The following is a 17,160-nucleotide window of genomic DNA, read 5'->3' as shown; positions in this document are numbered from 1 at the left end:
CGCTCTGGCGGCCCGCCGCCCGGCAAGCAGCCCGGAGCGGGGCACCGGCTGTGCCGTCGCCGCCCAACACGGCGACCACGCGCACGCCCGACACCCGACGACGCTGGTGGGGCCGCCGACCTTCGTCGTCGCCGCCCTCTGCTCTGCACTCCGGTGCCTGTCGCCCGGCCGGGGCCGGTAAGTGGGGTAGTACCTGCTGGGCCGCCCACCCGCCCGAGCCGCTGAGGGGCCTGACGGACGGCGGTCCGGGCACACTCCGCCGCTCCGCACGCCTACCCCAGTAGGGCGGCCAGCTCGTCCGGGGTCGATGGGGGCTCCTCGCCCTCTGTGAGCAGGCCCGACTTGCGCAGGGCCCGCTCCACCGCCGGGCCCCACGCCGGGCGCAGGCGGGCGGCCGACAGCAGGTCCCGGTCGGCCAACACCTCCCGGGCCGCCCCCTCGGCCAGCAGGCCGTGGTCGATCAGCGCCACCCGCTCCGCCCACCGGTAGGCCAGGTCCACGTCGTGCGTCGACACCACCAGCGTCGCCCCGTCCGCGCGCAGGCCGTCCAGGGTGTCCAGCATCGCCTCGACCCCCATCGGGTCCAGGCCCGCCGTCGGCTCGTCCAGCACCAGCACCGACGGGCGCATCGCCAGGGCCCCCGCCAGTGCGGCGCGCTTGCGCTGGCCGTAGGAGAGCAGGTGCACCGGCCGGTCCGCCACCCCCTCCAGGCCGAGCGCCGCCAGCGCGCCGTCGACCCGGTCGGCCGCCTCGGCCCGGTCCAGCCCCTGGTTCACCGGACCGAACGACACGTCCTGCCGGACGCTCGCCGAGAACAGCTGGTCGTCGGGGTCCTGGAAGACCAGCTGGACCCGGCGGCGCAGGTCGGCGGCCCCGCGGCGCCCCGGGCGCACCGGTTCGCCGTCGACCAGCACCCGCCCCCGCCTCGGCGCGAGGCTGCCCGCCAGCAGCCGCAGCAGCGTGGTCTTCCCGCCGCCGTTGGGGCCCAGCACCGCCAGGACGCCCTTGGTGGGAACCTCCAGCTCCAGCCCCCGGAAGACCGGGGGCGCGTCGGCGTACCCGAACTCCAGGTCGCGCACGGCCAGAACCGGGACCGTGCCGGTGACGGCGGCAGAGGTCATGTCCACCCTCCAAGGGTCAGGGCCGCCGCGGTGACCAGGACGGCCGGTACGGCGGCCGCGGCCAGCGCCGGCGCGCGCAGCGGGATGTCGTCGACCAGCACCGTCAGCGCGCCGGTGTAGCCCCGGCACTCCAGCCCGCGCTGCAGCCGGGCCGCCCGGTCGTAGGACCGCACGAACAGCGCCGCGCCCAGCGCCCCCAGCGACCGGACCCGGTTGCGCCCGTTCGCGTACCCCAGGCGCCCCGCCTGCGCGGCGCCGACCCTGCGGGCCGTGTCCAGGGCCACGAACAGCATCCGGTAGATCAGCGCCACCACCTCGACCAGCGCCGGGGGCAGGCCCACACGGGACAGGCGGGGCAACAGGTCGGCCAGCGGGGTCGTGAACGCGAAGAGGAGCTGGCACACCACCGCGGCCGAGGCGCGCCCGGTGAGCTCGGCCGCGCGCGCCGCCCCCTGCGGGTCCCAGGCGATGGGCCCGTCGGGGCCGCCGACCGACACCAGCAGCGTCACCGCGCCCGTGGCGATGAACGCCAGCGGGCCAACGGCGGTGCGCACGAGCTTCCGGGGCGGCACGCGGGCCGGGCCCAGGCCGAAGGCCAGCGCGACCGCCCCCGCGAGCGCCGCCCCCGGCCAGGCGGGCAGCGCCAGGGCGCACACCAGGAGGCCCCCGAACAGCACGCCTTTGACGGCAGGGTGGACGGTGCGCCAAGGGCTGCGGTAGGCCTCCGCGTCGATGGTGAGCACCGCACCCCCTCGCGGGTCAGGAGGCGGTGCCCGTGGAGGGCCCGTTCCCGTCGGAGGGAGAGCCGGAGGGGGAAGACGGGGCCGTCCCCTCGGCGCTCAGCTTGCGCCGGGTGCGAAGCACGCCGAGCGTGTAGCCGATGATCCCGGCGCCCACGGCCGCCTGCAGGGCGAACAGGCCCGACTCGACCTCCCCCGAGGGGGCCTCGTACAGCGGCGAGAACCACGGCTCGTACGACGGCGCGATCTCCTCCACCGTCTGCTCGGCCTGCGCGTCCGCGCCGGAGAAGGGCTCCTCCAGGTGCGACCCGGCACCGATCAGAAGCGGCAGNCGCCCGCGGCGCCCGCCAGCAGCGCCCATGTGGCCCAGGCGCGGGGCCGTCCGCCCCCGCCCGTGGTCCCGGGGGACGCGCCGTTCGCCTGTTCACCGGTGGTCGCGCTCATGCCGTCGCCTCCCCGTCGGGGGTCCGGTCGGAGGTCGGTTCCTCGGGGTGTCCGGTCCGGCCGGGGGCGTCGGCCCCGCCGGTGCCGCCGTCGGCGGCCGCGCCGCCGCGCAGCACGCCCAGCCGGAGCAGCTGCTCGCGCCCCACCGTCGACAGCAGGCGCACGATCACCACCGTGACCAGGCCCTCGACGACCGACAGCGGGATCTGGGTGATCGAGAAGACCGTCGCGAACTTAACGAACGCCCCGGCCACGCCGCCCGCCGCGTCGGGGAAGGCCAGCGCGAGCTGCAGGCTGGTGACGGTGTAGGTGCTCAGGCTCGCCGCGAAGGCGGCCGCGAACACCCCCGCCCCCAGCGAGGTCTGCTCCGGCAGGCGGGAGGCCAGGGCCCGCACCAGCCGGTAGGCCGCGTACCCGACCCACGGCCCGACCACCGCCATCGAGAACACGTTGGCCCCGAGCGTGGTCAGCCCGCCGTGCGCGAGCAGCAGCGCCTGGAACAGCAGGGTGACCGTGCCCAGCGCCGCCATCACCGGGGGCCGGAACAGCACCGCCCCCAGGCCGACGCCGGTCGGGTGGGACGAGCTGCCGGTCACCGAGGGGATCTTCAGCGCGGAGAGCACGAAGCAGAACGCCCCCGAGGCCCCCAGCAGCAGTTTGGCCTCGGGATCGGCGCGCACCACCCGGGTGAGGGAGTACACGCCGTGGATGACGAAGGGGGCGGCGGCCGCGGTCCAGGCCGCCGCCTGCGCCGGTGGTAAGAAACCTTCGGCGATGTGCATGTCGAGAAGACCCGCTTCCAACACCTCGTGGACGGACGTCGCGTGCCGTGGCCGGTCTCCTGGCTCCCGGGTCGTCACCGCTCCGCCGACCTTCCCGCGGCGCCTCCGGAACCCCGGAGCCGCCCCAGTGGCCTGCGCCGCCGCCCGCGCGGAGCGGGCCGACGGGGCCGAGGGCTACCCGTTCACAGTGGCGAGGGCCGCGCCGGATTTCCACCGGACTTCCCGAACACCACGGCTCCTCGACCGTACGGCCATCGCACATGGTTCGCAATAGCGCCCCGGGCGCCGGAGACCGGCCGGGGCGTCCGTGCGCCGCCGCCGAAACCGCCCCCGACCTGCGACGGAGCGGGCGCGGACCGGTGCGCGCGCTCCGTTCCGGCGCTACCGCGGGGGTGCATAGGGCCCGTCCGGGGCACCCGGGTGGAGCGGGGACGGGCCCCGTGTACTCTGTCCCACCGCGGCCCGAGAACGACACGACACGAGGGGGACGGCCCGTGCACGAGGGCACCGGCGCCGCCGCCCCCGTGGCCGTGACCTGGGACTGCACGGGCTGCGGCGCGTGTCTGCTGACTTGCCCCGAGCACGCGATCCGCCCGCACGGGCGGCCCTTGGACATCCTCGCCGGACGGTGCACGGGCTGCCTGGAGTGCGTCGAGGTGTGCCCGGCCGACGCCATCGTCGAGACCGGGGCGGCCGCCCAGACGACCGGACCGACCCCGCGGACCCACCGCACGCAACGGGAGGAGAGCAGGTGACCGGGACGAGCAGGACCGTCCATCCGATCGAGGTGGAGTCCTACCGCATCCTGCGTTCCCGCATCGACCTGGGGCACCTGCCCCGGCTCAGCCGCGCCGTCGCCGAACGCGTGATCCACGCCAGCGCCGACCTGGAGTACGCGGAGGACCTGTCGATCGACGGCCCCGCGGTCGAGCGCGCGGCCGTCGCCCTGGCCGGCGGCGCCCCGGTGGTGGCCGACGTGGCCATGGTGGCGTCGGGCATCACGGCGCGCGAGTGCGTGTGCCGGATCGCCGACCCGCAGGCCGCGCGGCTGGCCCGCGCGGAGGGGCTGACCCGGTCGGCCGCCGCCGTGCGGCTCGCCTTCGACCAGGTGGGGCCGGGCGCGGTGTGGGTGGTGGGGTGCGCCCCCACGGCCTTGGAGGAGGTGATCGCGCTGGGCGCCCGCGGGCTGGACCCGGCGCTGGTCATCGGCCTGCCGGTGGGGTTCGTCGGCGCCGCCGAGTCCAAGGCGGCGCTGCGCGCCAGCGGGCTTCCCCAGGTCAGCAACGTGTCGGAGAAGGGCGGCTCGGCGGTCGCCGCCGCCGCGCTGAACGCGCTGCTGTACGAGGCGCATGAGGAGGGCGGCCCGGCGTGAGATCCGCGTGGGCCGCGAGTGGAGCTTGGAGAGGACAGGGATGAGACCCCCGCTGCTGTTGGCCGGCCACGGCACCCGCGACGACAAGGGCGTCGCCGAGTTCACGGCGTTCGTGGAGCGCTTGGGCCGCCGCTTCGACGACCGCGAGGTCGCGGGCGGGTTCATCGAGCTCTCCCCGCCCCCGCTGACCGACGCGGTCGGTGATCTGTACGCCAAGGGGCACCGCAGGGTGGTGGCGGTCCCGATGATGCTGGTGGCCGCGGGCCACGCCAAGGGCGACATCCCCGGCGCGCTGGCGCGGGAGAAGGAGCGCCACGACGGTCTGGAGTACGTGTACGGGCGCCCCCTGGGCCCGCACAGCACGATGCTGCGGCTGCTCGGCGAGCGCCTGGACGACGTGCTGGGCGACGGCGGCGCCGCGGAGGACACGGCGGTGCTGCTGGTGGGGCGCGGCTCCACGGACCCGGACGCCAACTCCGAGGTGGCCAAGGTGGCGCGGCTGCTCCAGGAGGGGCAGGCCAAGGAGCGCGGCGTGGCCTTCGTGGAGCCGGCGTTCATCTCGCTGGCCTGGCCGAGCGTGCCAGAGGGGCTGGACCGCATCCGCCGCCTGGGGGCCCAGCGGATCGTCGTGCTGCCCTACTTCCTGTTCTCGGGCGTGCTGCCGGACCGCGTGGTCGACCAGTCGATGGAGTACGCGTCCGAGCACCCGGACCTGGACGTGCGCTGTGCACCGGTCATCGGGGACTGCGACGGCCTGGCCGACATGATCGCCGAGCGCTACGAGGAGGCGCTTCAGGGCGACATCCGGATGAACTGCGACACCTGCGTGTACCGCATCGCGATGCCCGGCTTCGAGGACAAGGTCGGTGCGCCGCAGGTGCCGCACCACCACCCGGACGACCCGTCGCACGGCCACGGCCACGGGCATGGCCACGGTCACGGCCACTGACCGTTCCGTCGGCGGATAGACCCCGCCTGTGAACGAGCCGCGCCCCCGTCCCCCGGGGCGCGGCTCGTTCACGTCCGGGGGCACTTGCTCGGGGCCGGCATCCCCCTTCCCAGGGGGTGAGAGCCTCCTTCACACCCGGAATGACACATGGGCGGGGGAACGGCAGGTACCCCGCTCAGGGGCCCGGCCGGGCGGCGGCCGGGCAGTAGCCGCCGGGGCGTGGGGCGGTGGGCGGCGACGGATGGGCGACGACGGAGTGGGCGGGGTGGTTCCCGGCCTCTGCCGGTCGTCCGTCGGGTTCCTCACGGTCCGGATGGGCGGCGTGGCCGGGACGCGCGCGTGCGTGCGTTCATCGCGGTTTCCGAACGGGATCCGGTCCCCGCAGGCCCGTGAGCGGCACGTCTGAGCGGTCTACCGGCCCGGACACGACCGCTGCCCGTTCCCCGACCGCAGGGGCGGCTCCGGTTGCGGCGGGGCTCCGGTATAGGGTCGCCTGATGTCCGGAACACCCCGGTTTCGCCCGGGGGAAGCGCGAGCAGGGGAACGAGGTGAACACCCCCGGTGGCGGTGGACGCCCGGCGGGACGGCGAGGTCGATCTGCGGCACCACGGTGACGCCGAGACCGGCCCCGGACTCGCCGACTTCGCGGTGAACGTGCGGGGCGACGCCCCGCCCGCCTGGCTGGCCGAGCGCATCGCGGCCTCCCTCGCAGGCCTGGCCTCCTACCCCGACCCCGCCCCCGCCCGGGAGGCGGTCGCCCGGCGGCACCGCCGCGACCCGTCCGAGGTGCTGCTCACCGCGGGCGCGGCCGAGGCCTTCGTGCTGCTGGCCCGCGCCCTGGAGCCCCGCCGCGCCGCCGTGGTCCACCCCCAGTTCACCGAGCCCGAGGCCGCCCTGCGCGCCGCCGGGCACCCCGTCGACCGGGTCGTCCTCGACCCCGGCTCCGGCTTCGCCCTCGACCCCGGCCTCGTCCCCGACGACGCCGACCTGGTGGTCCTGGGCAACCCCACCAACCCCACCTCACTGCTGCACCCCGCGGGCACCGTCGCCGCCCTCGCCCGCCCCGGCCGGGTGCTCGTCGTCGACGAGGCCTTCGCCGACTGCGTCCCCGGTGAGACCGAGTCGCTCGCCGCCCGCCGCGACCTGCCCGGCCTGGTGGTGGTGCGCAGCCTGACCAAGACCTGGGGGCTGGCCGGGCTCCGCGCCGGGTACCTGCTGGCCGGACCGGACACCGTGCGTCTGCTGGCCGATGCCCAGCCGCTGTGGTCGGTCTCCACGCCCGCGCTGGCCGCCACCGAGGCCTGCTGCTCGCCCCGGGCCCTCGCCGAGGCCGACGCCTGGGCCCGCACCCTGGCCGACCACCGCGCCGTCCTCGCCGAGGCGCTCACCGAGGCGGGCCTGCGGGTGCTGCCCGGTGCCGCCGCCTCCTTCCTGCTGGCCCGCGCCGACGACGGCGCCGGGCTGCGCGAGCGGCTGCGCGGGCGCGGGATCGCCGTGCGCCGCTGCGACACCTTCCCCGGCCTGGACGCGGACTGGCTGCGCATCGCGGTACGGGAACCGCGGACCTCGCTCCCGATGGCCCGGATTCTGGCAGAGTTGCTCTGAGCCGAATGAGGACATTGGTCGCGGAGTGTCCGGAACGGCGGAGGCGCGTCGCCGTCCCGGGACCCCGCCGCGGACGGGGGACACGAGGGGGACATGCGCACAGCGACCCGGGCCGTGCGGCCGCACGCCGACCGGCCCCGTGCCGAGGCACCGAACACCGGCTTTACCGACACCGGCCCTGCGGAGGAACGCCATGACCGGTAACGACGACCGCTCCCCGGCCGAGAGGGGAGCCGAGGACGAGGCCGCCCGCACCGGCGGCGGGCTGCTGGACGACCTTCCCGAGGCGGGCCGCGGGGGCGCGGCCCGGGCGCCGTCCGCCCCGGAACCGGCGCCGCGGCGGGAGCGGGCGAACCCGTTCCATGCGCCCTCGCCGCCGCCCCGCACCGCGCAGGCGGCCAAGCCCAACGTCATCCCGTTCCGCGGCGCGCCCCCGGCGCCCGCACGGCCCGACCCCGAGCCCCGGGCCCCGGCGCCCGAGCCCGCCCGGCCGCCCCGGGAGCCCGAACCGGCCCCCGAACCGGCACCGGCGGCCCCCGTCCGCGAGCCGGAGCCCGAGCCCGAACCGCGGGCGGCGGCCCCCGCGACGGCCGCGCCGCCCGCCCCGGCGCGCGGCGGCCCCGCCGCACAGACGCCCGACCAGTACGAGGACACCACCCCAGAGAGCACGGCGAACACCGACGTGAACGCACACGCATACGCGGTCCCCGAGCGCGACCCCTCCGACGGCGCCCCGCGCGGCGCCGAGCGGTCGGCCGCCGCTCCGGGCCCCGCCCTCGCACCCTCCGCCGACCCGGCCCCCGCGCCCGAGGCCCCCGAGCCGACGGCCCCCGAGCCCGCGTCGGCGGCGCCCGACGAGAACGCCTACACCGCCGCCGAGCGCGACGCGGTCTACCGCGTCATCTCCGAGCGCCGCGACGTGCGCACCGGCTTCCGGCCCGACCCCGTGCCCGACGAGGTGCTCACGCGCGTGCTCTCCGCCGCGCACCAGGCCCCCTCCGTCGGCTTCTCCCAGCCCTGGGACTTCGTCCTGGTCCAGGACGGGGACGTGCGCGCACGCGTGCAGGAGCTGGTGCAGCAGCAGCGCGCCGAGTACGCCCGCGCGCTGCCCGGAGCCCGGGCGCGCGCGTTCTCCGGGCTCAAGGTCGAAGCCATCCTGGACACCCCGGTCAACGTCGTCGTCACCGTCGACCCGACCCGCGGCGGCCGCCACACCCTGGGCCGCCACGCCCAGCCGCAGACCGCCTCCTACTCCACCGCCCTGGCCGTGGAGAACATGTGGCTGGCGGCCCGCGCCGAGGGCCTGGGCGTGGGCTGGGTGAGCTTCTTCCACGAGCGCGACCTCGCCGCCATGCTCGACCTGCCCCCGCACCTGGAGGTCGTGGCCTACCTGTGCCTGGGCTACGTCGACGACTTCCCGCCCGAGCCCGAGCTGGCCCTGGGCGGATGGGCCAAGCGCCGTCCGCTCTCCTGGGCCGTCCACCGCGAGCAGTACGGGCGCAGGGGGCTGCCGGGGGAGAAGGCCACGAGTTTGCTGGACGAGACCATCGCCACCATCCGACCGCTGGACACGCGCGCCGTCGCCGAGGCCGAGGACCGGCAGCGCCGCATGACCAAGCCCCAGGGCGCGCTCGGCGTGCTGGAGGAGGTGTCGGTCCGCCTGTCCGGGCTGGCCGGGGAGTGCCCGCCGCCGATGCCCGAGCCCGCGGCCGTGGCGATCTTCGCGGGCGACCACGGCGTGCACGCCCAGGGCGTGACCGCCTGGCCCCAGGAGGTCACCGCGCAGATGGTGCACAACTTCCTGGACGGCGGCGCGGTCGCCAACGCCTTCGCGGCCCAGGCGGGCGCCGAGGTGACCGTGGTGGACGTGGGCGTGGTGGGCGACCTGCCGACCGTGCCCGGCCTGCTGCCGCGCAAGGTCGCCCGCGGCACCGCGGACATGACCCGGGCCCCGGCGATGACCCGCGTGCAGGCCGAGTACGCGATCGAGGCGGGGATCGAGGTGGCGCGCGACCTGGCCACGGCCGGGAACCGCTGCCTGCTCACCGGCGACATGGGCATCGCGAACACGACCGCATCGGCGGCGCTGGTCGCGGCCTTCACCGGCGCCGACCCGGCGGAGGTCACCGGGCGCGGCACCGGCATCGACGAGGCGATGCACGAGCGCAAGGTCACGACGGTCAAGCGCGCGCTGGAGCTGCACCGGGTGGACCCGTCCGACCCGGTGGGCGTGCTGGCGGCCGTCGGCGGCCTGGAGCACGCGGCGCTGGCCGGGTTCATTCTGGGCGCGGCGGCGCTGCGGGTGCCCGTGCTGCTCGACGGCGTCATCGCGGGCGCGGCCTCGCTGGCCGCGACGGCGCTGGCCCCGGACGCGGCGGGGGCCTGCTTCGCCGGGCACCGGTCGGCCGAGCCGGGCCACGCGGCGGTGCTGGAGCACACCGGCCTGCGCCCGCTGGTCGACCTCGACCTGCGCCTGGGGGAGGGGTCGGGGGCCCTGCTGGCCCTGCCGCTGCTGCAGGCGTCGGTGCGGGCCCTGCGCGACGTCGCCACCTTCGAGGACGCCGGGGTGACCGAGCGCTGACGCGGCCGGTCGGCCGCACGCCCGAATGACGCGCACCGTGCCCCGCAGCCCCGACGGGCGGCGGGGCACGGTGTTCTCCTGTGCCCCCTGTCCGCCTGGCCGCGATCGCGGAGCCCGGCGCGGCGACGACGGGACGGGCGTGCCGGTCGCCGGGTGGGGAGGGGGCGGAGCCGAGGGGCTCGGCGCCGGGGCGTGGCCGGGTGCGAAAGGACACGCGGGGCTGGCGCGGGCACGGTCACCGTCGCGGGGCGCCTGAGGGGCGCCCCGCTCCGGGGTGTACGGACATCCGCCCGTGACCGGATCGGACCGTCGGCGTGCCCTGTCCTTTTCCCAGGGCACCTAAGCTTCTTCGGTGTGATGTGCCCCGCTCGGAAGGAGGGTGCCCGAGAGGTGTATATACAGTGAGGCAGGGCATGGGACGCGTCGAATCGGTGGGAAACGTGAACCCGAAGCCGGTTTGGCACGGTATTTTCGGGACACTGACGCAAGGTGCCGTCCGGTGAGCGCCACCTCGGCCGCCACCGTCGGCGCGCCGTGCGCCCGACCGTCGCGGCAGGGCGTCCGCCCGCCGCGGTCACGCGACGACGGATCTGGAGGGCTTCCTCGGTGACGTATCTGCTCGGTTTGCGCATGGAAGGGCGGACGGCGCTGGTCGTCGGCGGCGGGCGGGTTGCCCAGCGCCGCGTCCCGGTGCTGCTGGAGGCCGGCGCCGACGTGGTGCTCGTGGCCCCCGAGGCCACCGCGACCCTCGAAGGGCTCGCCTCGGCCGGCCGCATCACCTGGCACCGGCGCGCCTACCGGCAGGGCGACGTCACCGACCCCGCCAACGGCGACATCCGGCTCGTGCACGCCGCCACCGACAGCCCCGAGACCAACGCCGCCGTCGCCGACGAGGCCGACCGCGCCCGCCTGTGGTGCGTGCGCGCCGACGACCGGCACGCCTCCTCCGCCTGGACCCCCGCCAGCGGCTCGGCCGCCGGGGCCACCGTCGGAGTCGTCGCCGACGGCGACCCCCGCCGCGCCGCCGGGCTGCGCGACGCCGTGGTCGAGGGCCTGGGCGACGGCAGCCTGGACGCCCGCCGCGGCCGCTCCCCCCTGCGCGGGGTGGCGCTGGTCGGCGGCGGCCCCGGCGACCCCGGGCTCATCACCGTCCGCGGCCGCCAGCTCCTCTCCCAGGCCGACGTGGTCGTGGTCGACCGCCTGGCCCCCATGTCCCTGCTCGACCGGCTCCCCGCCGACGTCGAGATCGTCGACGCCGCCAAGATCCCCTACGGCCGCTCCATGACCCAGGAGGACATCAACCGCCTGCTGGTCGAGCGCGCCAAGGAGGGGCGCTTCGTCGTCCGCCTCAAGGGCGGCGACCCGTTCGTCTTCGGACGCGGCGGAGAGGAGGCGGCCGCCTGCGCCGCGGCCGGGGTCCCCTTCACCGTGGTTCCCGGCGTGACCAGCGCCCTGGCCGCGCCCGCAAGCGTCGGCATCCCGCCCACCCACCGCGGCGTCTCCCAGGAGGTGCACGTCGTCTCCGCGCACGTGGCGCCGGACGACGAGCGCTCCACCGTCGACTGGGCGGCCCTGGCGCGCTCCAACGGCACCATCGTCGTCCTCATGGGCGTGGAGCGCGCGGAGGCCGTCGCCGAAGCGCTGGTGCGGCACGGCCGCGCCCCCTCCACCCCGGTCGCCGCCGTGCAGGACGCCACCCTGCCCACGCAGAAGACCACCGCCGCCACCCTGGAGACCGCCGGGACCGTGCTCCGCGAGGCCGGGGTGCGACCGCCCGCGGTGCTCGTCATCGGCGAAGTGGTCGACGCGGCCCGGGAACTTGACATACTGCACTGGGGGGCGGGGGAACCCGCGGGGCGCGCGGGGTCGGACCCCGGCGCGGGCGGCCCCCGGTGACGACCACGGGACCCGGGCGCGGCGGCCCGGAGCCCCCGACCTTGACCGACGATGAGAAGGGCGGAAGCGCGATGTCTCGGCCGCCTGCAGTTCCGGACGTGGCCGGCGCCGGGGACGGCGACGCCGGGCCGGAGTCCGGAACCGCCCCGGCCGCGCCCCCGGGCGCACCCGCGACCGGCACGGCCGACGCACGGCACGGCGGCGCCGCCGGGCGGGCCAAGCACCGCGGGCGGGCGTCGGGGGACACCCGCTTCGAGGCGGTCCTGGAGAACCTGCGCACGCGCATCCGCGGCCTGGAGTTCGCCGAGGACCTGCCCGGCGCGGCCGAAGGCGCGGCGGCCCGCGCCGACGTCCTGCACCAGCTGGAGGACTTCGTGCTGCCGCGGGTGCGGCGCCCGGACACCCCGCTGCTGGTCGCGGTGGCCGGATCCACCGGGGCGGGCAAGTCCACCCTGGTGAACAGCCTGGTGGGGGAGCAGGTCACCACCACGGGGGTGCGCCGCCCCACCACCAACAGCCCGGTGCTGGCCTGCCACCCCGACGACGTCGACTGGTTCAGCGAGGCCTCCTTCCTGCCGACCCTGCCCCGGGTGCGCCAGCAGGGCCTGGCCATGCCCGGCAAGGACGGCATGCTGGTGCTGGCGGCCAGCGAGTCCATGCCCAAGGGTGTGGCGCTGCTGGACACCCCGGACGTCGACTCGGCGGTCGCCGCCCACCACGAGTTCGCCGCCAAGTTCCTCGACGCCGCCGACCTGTGGGTGTTCGTCACCACCAGCCGCCGCTACGCCGACGCGCGGGTGTGGGAGTTCCTACAGGTGGCCCGGGACCGCGACACCTCCATGGCGGTCGTGCTCTCCCGGGTGCCCGCGCGCGGGCGCCGGCAGCTCCTGGACCACTTCGGCGCCATGCTGGAGGCCAACGGCCTGGGCGGGGCGTCGCGGTTCACTATCCCCGAGACCGACCAGATCGCGGGCGAGCGCTTCACCTCCAACGTCGCCGACCCCATCCGGTTCTACCTGGCGGACGTGGCCGGGGACCTGGTGCAGCGCGCGCGGGTGTCGCGGCGCACCTTCATCGGGGTGATCGACAGCTTCCGGGAGCGGGTTCCCGAGCTGGCCCGGCAGGTCGAGGTGCAGGTCGAGGTCGCCCAGCGCTTGGAGGCATCGGTGCGGTCGGCCTACGGAGAGGCGGCCGACGAGATCTCCGACGCGCTGGAGGACGGGTCGCTGCTGCGCGGCAACCTGCTGGCGCGCTGGCACGACATCGCCGCCAGCGGCGAGCTGATGCGCACGCTCCGGCTGCGCGGCAAGCGCAAGGCCAAGGCGGCCGAGGCAGCCGCGCCGCGCATCGAGGCCCTGCAGGAGGCGGTCCGCGGCGGCCTGGAGGCGCTGGTGGTCGCCGCCGCCCAGCGCGCGGCCGACCGGGTCGTGGAGTCCTGGGAGCAGGTGCCGGGCGGCGCCCGGTTGGCCGAGGCCTACGCGGGCGACGGCGCGGACGGGTTCCCGGCGCGGGTGCGCACCGCCGTGGCCGAGTGGCAGGACACCGTCGCCTCGATGATCACCGCCGACGGGGCGACCAAGCGCAGCGTCGCCAAGCTCGTCACCTTCGACAAGGAGGCGTTCACCCTCGTGCTGATCATCGAGCTGCTGGGGTTCCCGCGGCTCGACGACGCACGGCGCGGTTCGGGGCCCTCGCCCCAGCGGCTGCTGAAAGGGCTGTTCGGAGCGGAATCGCTGCGTAGCATAGGTGTGGCGGCCCGCGACGACCTGCGGGGGCGGATCGGCGGACTGCTCAGCGAGGAGAAGGGGCGGTTCACCGACGCGCTCGCGGCGGCCGGGCTGCCCGGAGAGGACGACGCCGTCCAGCTCTATCAAGCCACGTACAACCTTGAGATTGCGCGATGACCACTCATCGGAACCCCGCCCAGGCGGATGAGGAGCCGCAGGCGCCCGCGGACCGCGAGCGCCCCTCCGGCGAGGGCACGGGCGAATGGTCCGGCTACGTCGTGCCGGGCGGCGGGACCGACGCCGGCTGGCTGCACTCGGCCCCGACCCGCCCGGCGCCGCCCGAGGGCGACGCATGGCCGCCGTCGCGGCCGGATACCGGGCCGCAGAGCGCCTACCCGTCGCTGCGCCGCGCCGTCGACGAGCGCTCCGGCGAGGCGGGGGCCGGCCGGGTGGCGGGGCCGGAAGGGGCTGCGGAGGGCGTGGGCCCCGGTGAGCCCGGCGGCCCCGGGGAGCCGGGGGGACACGGCGAGCAGGAGCACGACTCGGGTTCGTACCCGTCGCTGCGCCGCGCCGTGGACCGGTTCGGCGAGGACGACGTGCGGGACGGGGCCGAGGAAGGCGAATGGCCCGGCATGGGGACGTCCGGGTCCGGTGACGCCGTCGGCGCCGTTCGGCATGCCCCGCGGGCCCCGCAGGCCGACCGGGCCGCCGCGGGGCGCTCCGCGGAGGCCGAGAGCGCGCAGGAGCGGGACGAGTCCCCGGACGCGGCCGACGGCGTCGACCGTCCCGAAGGCGACGCGGCGGCGCACGAGCGCGAGGACGACGGTGCCGAGCGGCGGGACCGCCTCTCCCGGGGGCGGCACGCGGCGCCGCGCCGCAAGCGGACCGAGGCCGAGGACGCCCAGCCGTCGGCAGAGGACAAGGGCGCGGACGAGCCGGAGGGCGGTGCGGGACGGGCCGACACGCCCGACCGGCCCGGCCGTACCGACGCCGGGCACGGCGGCGGTACCGGTGACCGGGACGCCGACGACCCCGACGGCCTCGCGGGCTGGGTGGGGAGCCTGGCCGAGGCGGTCGACGCCGACGCGGACACGCGCATCGCGGGGCGGCGGCCCACCGGGTCGTTCCCCGCCGTCGACCCCGAGACGGGTCGGCCCAAGGTCGCGAGGGCGGCCGAGGAGGACGACACGGCGGAGGAGCCGGAAGAGGGGCCCGCCTCCGCCCGAGGAGCGGACGCTCCGGCGGGCGGGGAGGCCGCCGGGTCCACGTCCGGCGCGAACGCGCCCGAGGACACCCGGACCACGGTGGAGGTGTCCGCCCCCTCCGCCGCCTCTTCGCCCGAGGACGGCGCCTCGGACGGAGCCGCCGAGGGCCGCGGGGCCGCCGACGCCGCGGCCGCGCCCGAGGCGACGGACACCGAGGACCGCTCGGCCCCGGACCGGGACGCCGACGAGGCCGCGCCCGCGCCCGCGTCGGCGTTCACCGACGATGACGACGAATACGTGCCCACCACGCGCGAGTACTGGCAGCCGATGCCGGAGACCACGCGCGAGCAGCTCATCGAGCGCCTCGACGGGTTGGCCTCCGTCCTGGAGATCGGCGGGCAGGACCTGGGCGCCGAGGAGGCCGACCGCGCCCGCCACCTGCTGAACCACGCCGGTGCGCGGCTGCGGCTGTCGGCCGCGCACACCGTGGTGGCGCTGGCCGGGGGGACCGGCAGCGGCAAGTCGTCGCTGTTCAACGCCCTGTGCGGGCTGGATTTCTCGCGGGTGGGCATCACCCGCCCCACCACCTCCACCGCGCACGCCTGCGTGTGGGGCAGCGAGGGCGCCGACGAGCTGCTGGGGTGGCTCGGGGTGCCGCCGCGGCAGCGCCACTCGCGCACCAGCGAGCTGGACCGGGACCACTCGGAGCTGTCCGGGCTCATCCTGATGGACCTGCCCGACCACGACTCGGTGCGGGCGATGCACACCGCCGAGGCCGACCGCCTGATCGGCGCGGCCGACCTGCTGGTGTGGGTGCTGGACCCGCAGAAGTACGCCGACGCGGCCGTGCACCACCGGTACCTGGCCGAGATGTCCGGGTACGGGGCGGTCACCGTGGCGGTGCTGAACCAGGTCGACCGGGTGGAGCCGGACGAGCTGGAGGAGCTGCTGACCGACCTGCGGCGGCTGCTGGAGACCGAGTCGGGGGTGCACCCGCGGGTGCTGACCACCTCGACCGTCACCGGCCAGGGCATCCGCGAGCTGCGGGACCTGTTGACCGAGACGGTGGTCGAGCGGCGGGCGCTGATCGACCGGCTGGTGGCCGACCTGGACGGCGTGGCCCGGCGGTTCGAGCGCTACCGCGGACCCGAGGGGCCCACACCGGAGGGTGTGCCCGAGGCGGACCGGGCGCGCCTGGTCGGGCGGCTGATGGAGGCGTGCGGCGTGGCGGCGCTGGCCGACTCGGTGGAGACCGCCTACGAGCTGCGCGGGGCGCGCAGGGTCGGATGGCCGGTCACCCGGTGGCTGGGGCGGCTGCGCCGCGACCCGGTGCGGCTGGCGCGGATGGAGTTCCTGCGGGAGACCGGGGGCGAGGCGTCGACCCGGCCGGTGGAGGCGCAGGACGCCGAGATCGAGCAGGCGGCCGTGGAGACCGCCGAGGCGGTGGGCAAGGAGCTGCCCGCGCCGTGGCCCAAGCGGCTGCGCTCGGCGGCCCGCGGCGGGGCCGCGGGCCTGGCGGGCAGGCTGAGCACGGCGGTGGGGGCGTCCCTGCCGGAGAGCGACGACGGGCCGGGCTGGTGGTCGGCGGTGCGCGCGCTGCAGTACGCGCTGATCGCGGTCGCCGGGGTCGGACTGGTGTGGGCGGGGACCGTCCTGGTGAGCTGGCTGGGCGGCGGGCTGACCGGCGCGGCGGCCCTGGACTCGCCGGTGTTCCTAGGCCTGGCGGCGGCGGTCGCGGCCGCGGCGCTGGCGGTCGGGTGGCTGACCGGCCTGGGCTGCAGGAACCTGGTAGGTGTCGCGGCGTCCAAGCGCCGCGAGGCGGTGGAGGCCCAGGCCGAAGAGGGCATCGCCGCCGCGGCATCGGAGGAGGTCGTCGCCCCGATCGGGCGGGAGCTGGCCGAGTACCGCAAATTCGCGGAGTCGCTGGAGGCGGCACTGGCGTCCAAGCCCGAGTAGAGGCCGCCCCGGGACCGGCAGGGGCCACGCGCGGGCTGCGGCCAGGTGTCGACCCGACGGGGGCCAACGACGACGAAGGCGGGCGACCCTCGCGGCAGCGTTGTCGGCTGCCGGGCGTGTGCGTGGTCGCCGTTGATGGGCGGCGACGGGGTGAGCGAGGCGGTTCCCGGGCCCTTCTTGCCGTCCGGCGGGTTCCTCGTGGGCCGGGTGGGCGGCGCGGCCAGGGTGGGCGGGTCCTCGTGCGCGTTCGTGGCGGCCGTCGGGCCGGTGCGCCCTCTCCCGCGTTGATCTCGGGGAAGGCGACCCTACCGGCGTTGATCTCGGGGGATGCCGGCCTTGAACGGGTCCTTTTGAGGCCGGCATCCCCGAGGTCAACGGCACATGGCCGCAGGATGGGATCGGCCTACCGCCGTGCGGGACGGCTTCATCGAGGTGCGCCCGGCACGTCCGGTATGCGGGCCCCTTTTCGATGACCCCGACGAGGGTGCTGTCATTCCGGCGGTTGTGACAGCACCCTTGTCGAGATCATCGCGGAGGGGGCCGCCGGTGTGGGGTATATCGGGCACAACGGGCGCGCGGAGAGGGGGCGGTGATCCTGTGCGGTGAAATTGCCACCCGATCGCCCCGGAAGCGGCGGTTCCGCGACACAGGACGCCCCCCGGGGGTGCCCACGGGGCCCGGAAGGCGGGTTCCGGGCACGCCGCTACCGGCCCGGTGCCCGCTTCGCCCGGTTCCCCGGGCGCCGGGGCGCCTCCCGGGCGCTGTTCGACGGCCGGGGCGGC

General features: G+C 76.7%; 12 protein-coding genes and 1 riboswitch. Of the genes, 8 read left to right on the top strand and 4 right to left on the bottom strand.

All coding sequences use genetic code 11. The features are described 5' to 3' along the window. Nucleotides 1–272: 272 nt before the first annotated feature. The 4 genes from D476_RS0130800 to D476_RS0130785 all read right to left on the bottom strand — a co-directional run bounded on the left by D476_RS0130800 (nt 273) and on the right by D476_RS0130785 (nt 3,087). Nucleotides 273–1,121, bottom strand: coding sequence for an energy-coupling factor ABC transporter ATP-binding protein (locus D476_RS0130800; RefSeq protein ID WP_017627720.1), 849 nt, complete (start codon nt 1,119–1,121; stop codon nt 273–275). Then, nucleotides 1,118–1,864: a cobalt ECF transporter T component CbiQ gene (gene cbiQ / locus D476_RS0130795; RefSeq protein WP_017627719.1), complete on the bottom strand. Its 747-nt coding sequence runs from the start codon at nt 1,862–1,864 to the stop codon at nt 1,118–1,120. Before cbiQ ends, D476_RS0130800 begins: the two co-directional genes overlap by 4 nt. A 16-nt stretch (nt 1,865–1,880) precedes the next feature. Further along, nucleotides 1,881–2,222: an energy-coupling factor ABC transporter substrate-binding protein gene (locus D476_RS35180; protein ID WP_017627718.1), complete on the bottom strand. Its 342-nt coding sequence runs from the start codon at nt 2,220–2,222 to the stop codon at nt 1,881–1,883. Nucleotides 2,223–2,301: 79 nt separating this feature from the next. Then, nucleotides 2,302–3,087 carry an energy-coupling factor ABC transporter permease gene (locus D476_RS0130785; protein ID WP_017627717.1) on the bottom strand — a complete coding sequence of 262 codons (786 nt, stop codon included), beginning with the start codon at nt 3,085–3,087 and terminating at the stop codon, nt 2,302–2,304. A 32-nt stretch (nt 3,088–3,119) separates the two neighbouring features. Then, nucleotides 3,120–3,358, bottom strand: a riboswitch (cobalamin riboswitch). Between the two features lie 223 nt (nt 3,359–3,581). On the opposite strand from D476_RS0130785, the gene D476_RS0130780 reads away from it, so the two are divergent. The 8 genes from D476_RS0130780 to D476_RS0130745 all read left to right on the top strand — a co-directional run bounded on the left by D476_RS0130780 (nt 3,582) and on the right by D476_RS0130745 (nt 16,378). After that, nucleotides 3,582–3,842 carry an indolepyruvate ferredoxin oxidoreductase subunit alpha gene (locus D476_RS0130780; RefSeq protein ID WP_017627716.1) on the top strand — a complete coding sequence of 87 codons (261 nt, stop codon included), beginning with the start codon at nt 3,582–3,584 and terminating at the stop codon, nt 3,840–3,842. After that, nucleotides 3,839–4,459: a precorrin-8X methylmutase gene (locus tag D476_RS0130775; protein ID WP_017627715.1), complete on the top strand. Its 621-nt coding sequence runs from the start codon at nt 3,839–3,841 to the stop codon at nt 4,457–4,459. Before D476_RS0130780 ends, D476_RS0130775 begins: the two co-directional genes overlap by 4 nt. A gap of 40 nt (nt 4,460–4,499) precedes the next feature. Then, complete coding sequence (locus D476_RS0130770) at nt 4,500–5,408, top strand: sirohydrochlorin chelatase (protein ID WP_017627714.1); 909 nt, start codon at nt 4,500–4,502, stop codon at nt 5,406–5,408. 561 nt (nt 5,409–5,969) lie between these two features. Beyond that, nucleotides 5,970–7,013, top strand: a complete 1,044-nt coding sequence (gene cobC, locus D476_RS0130765) for an Rv2231c family pyridoxal phosphate-dependent protein CobC (RefSeq protein WP_017627713.1) — start codon at nt 5,970–5,972, stop codon at nt 7,011–7,013. 193 nt (nt 7,014–7,206) lie between these two features. After that, on the top strand, nt 7,207–9,594 hold the full coding sequence (gene cobT, locus D476_RS0130760; RefSeq protein ID WP_017627712.1) for a nicotinate-nucleotide--dimethylbenzimidazole phosphoribosyltransferase: 2,388 nt from the start codon (nt 7,207–7,209) through the stop codon (nt 9,592–9,594). A gap of 630 nt (nt 9,595–10,224) precedes the next feature. Beyond that, complete coding sequence (gene cobA, locus D476_RS0130755; protein ID WP_017627711.1) at nt 10,225–11,490, top strand: uroporphyrinogen-III C-methyltransferase; 1,266 nt, start codon at nt 10,225–10,227, stop codon at nt 11,488–11,490. Nucleotides 11,491–11,561: 71 nt separating this feature from the next. After that, nucleotides 11,562–13,394 (top strand): dynamin family protein, encoded by a 1,833-nt coding sequence (locus D476_RS0130750; RefSeq protein WP_040728916.1) that lies wholly within the window; start codon nt 11,562–11,564, stop codon nt 13,392–13,394. Further along, nucleotides 13,391–16,378, top strand: coding sequence for a GTPase (locus D476_RS0130745; RefSeq protein WP_017627709.1), 2,988 nt, complete (start codon nt 13,391–13,393; stop codon nt 16,376–16,378). The genes D476_RS0130750 and D476_RS0130745 overlap by 4 nt, the downstream gene beginning before the upstream one ends. The last annotated feature ends 782 nt before the right edge of the window (nt 16,379–17,160 follow it).

It is taken from the genome of Nocardiopsis chromatogenes YIM 90109, from assembly GCF_000341185.1.
In the GTDB taxonomy this organism is placed as follows: domain Bacteria; phylum Actinomycetota; class Actinomycetes; order Streptosporangiales; family Streptosporangiaceae; genus Nocardiopsis_A; species Nocardiopsis_A chromatogenes.
Note: the sequence above shows the minus strand (reverse complement) of the source record. Positions and strands in the feature narration are given on the sequence as shown.

What these genes read in the sequence shown, in the direction of transcription:
- D476_RS0130800 (WP_017627720.1), bottom strand. Translation starts at nt 1,121, where the DNA reads ATGACCTCTGCCGCCGTCACCGGCACGGTCCCGGTTCTGGCCGTGCGC.
- D476_RS0130785 (WP_017627717.1), bottom strand. Translation starts at nt 3,087, where the DNA reads ATGCACATCGCCGAAGGTTTCTTACCACCGGCGCAGGCGGCGGCCTGG.
- D476_RS0130770 (WP_017627714.1), top strand. Translation starts at nt 4,500, where the DNA reads ATGAGACCCCCGCTGCTGTTGGCCGGCCACGGCACCCGCGACGACAAG.
- cobT (WP_017627712.1), top strand. Translation starts at nt 7,207, where the DNA reads ATGACCGGTAACGACGACCGCTCCCCGGCCGAGAGGGGAGCCGAGGAC.
- cobA (WP_017627711.1), top strand. Translation starts at nt 10,225, where the DNA reads ATGGAAGGGCGGACGGCGCTGGTCGTCGGCGGCGGGCGGGTTGCCCAG.
- D476_RS0130750 (WP_040728916.1), top strand. Translation starts at nt 11,562, where the DNA reads ATGTCTCGGCCGCCTGCAGTTCCGGACGTGGCCGGCGCCGGGGACGGC.
- D476_RS0130745 (WP_017627709.1), top strand. Translation starts at nt 13,391, where the DNA reads ATGACCACTCATCGGAACCCCGCCCAGGCGGATGAGGAGCCGCAGGCG.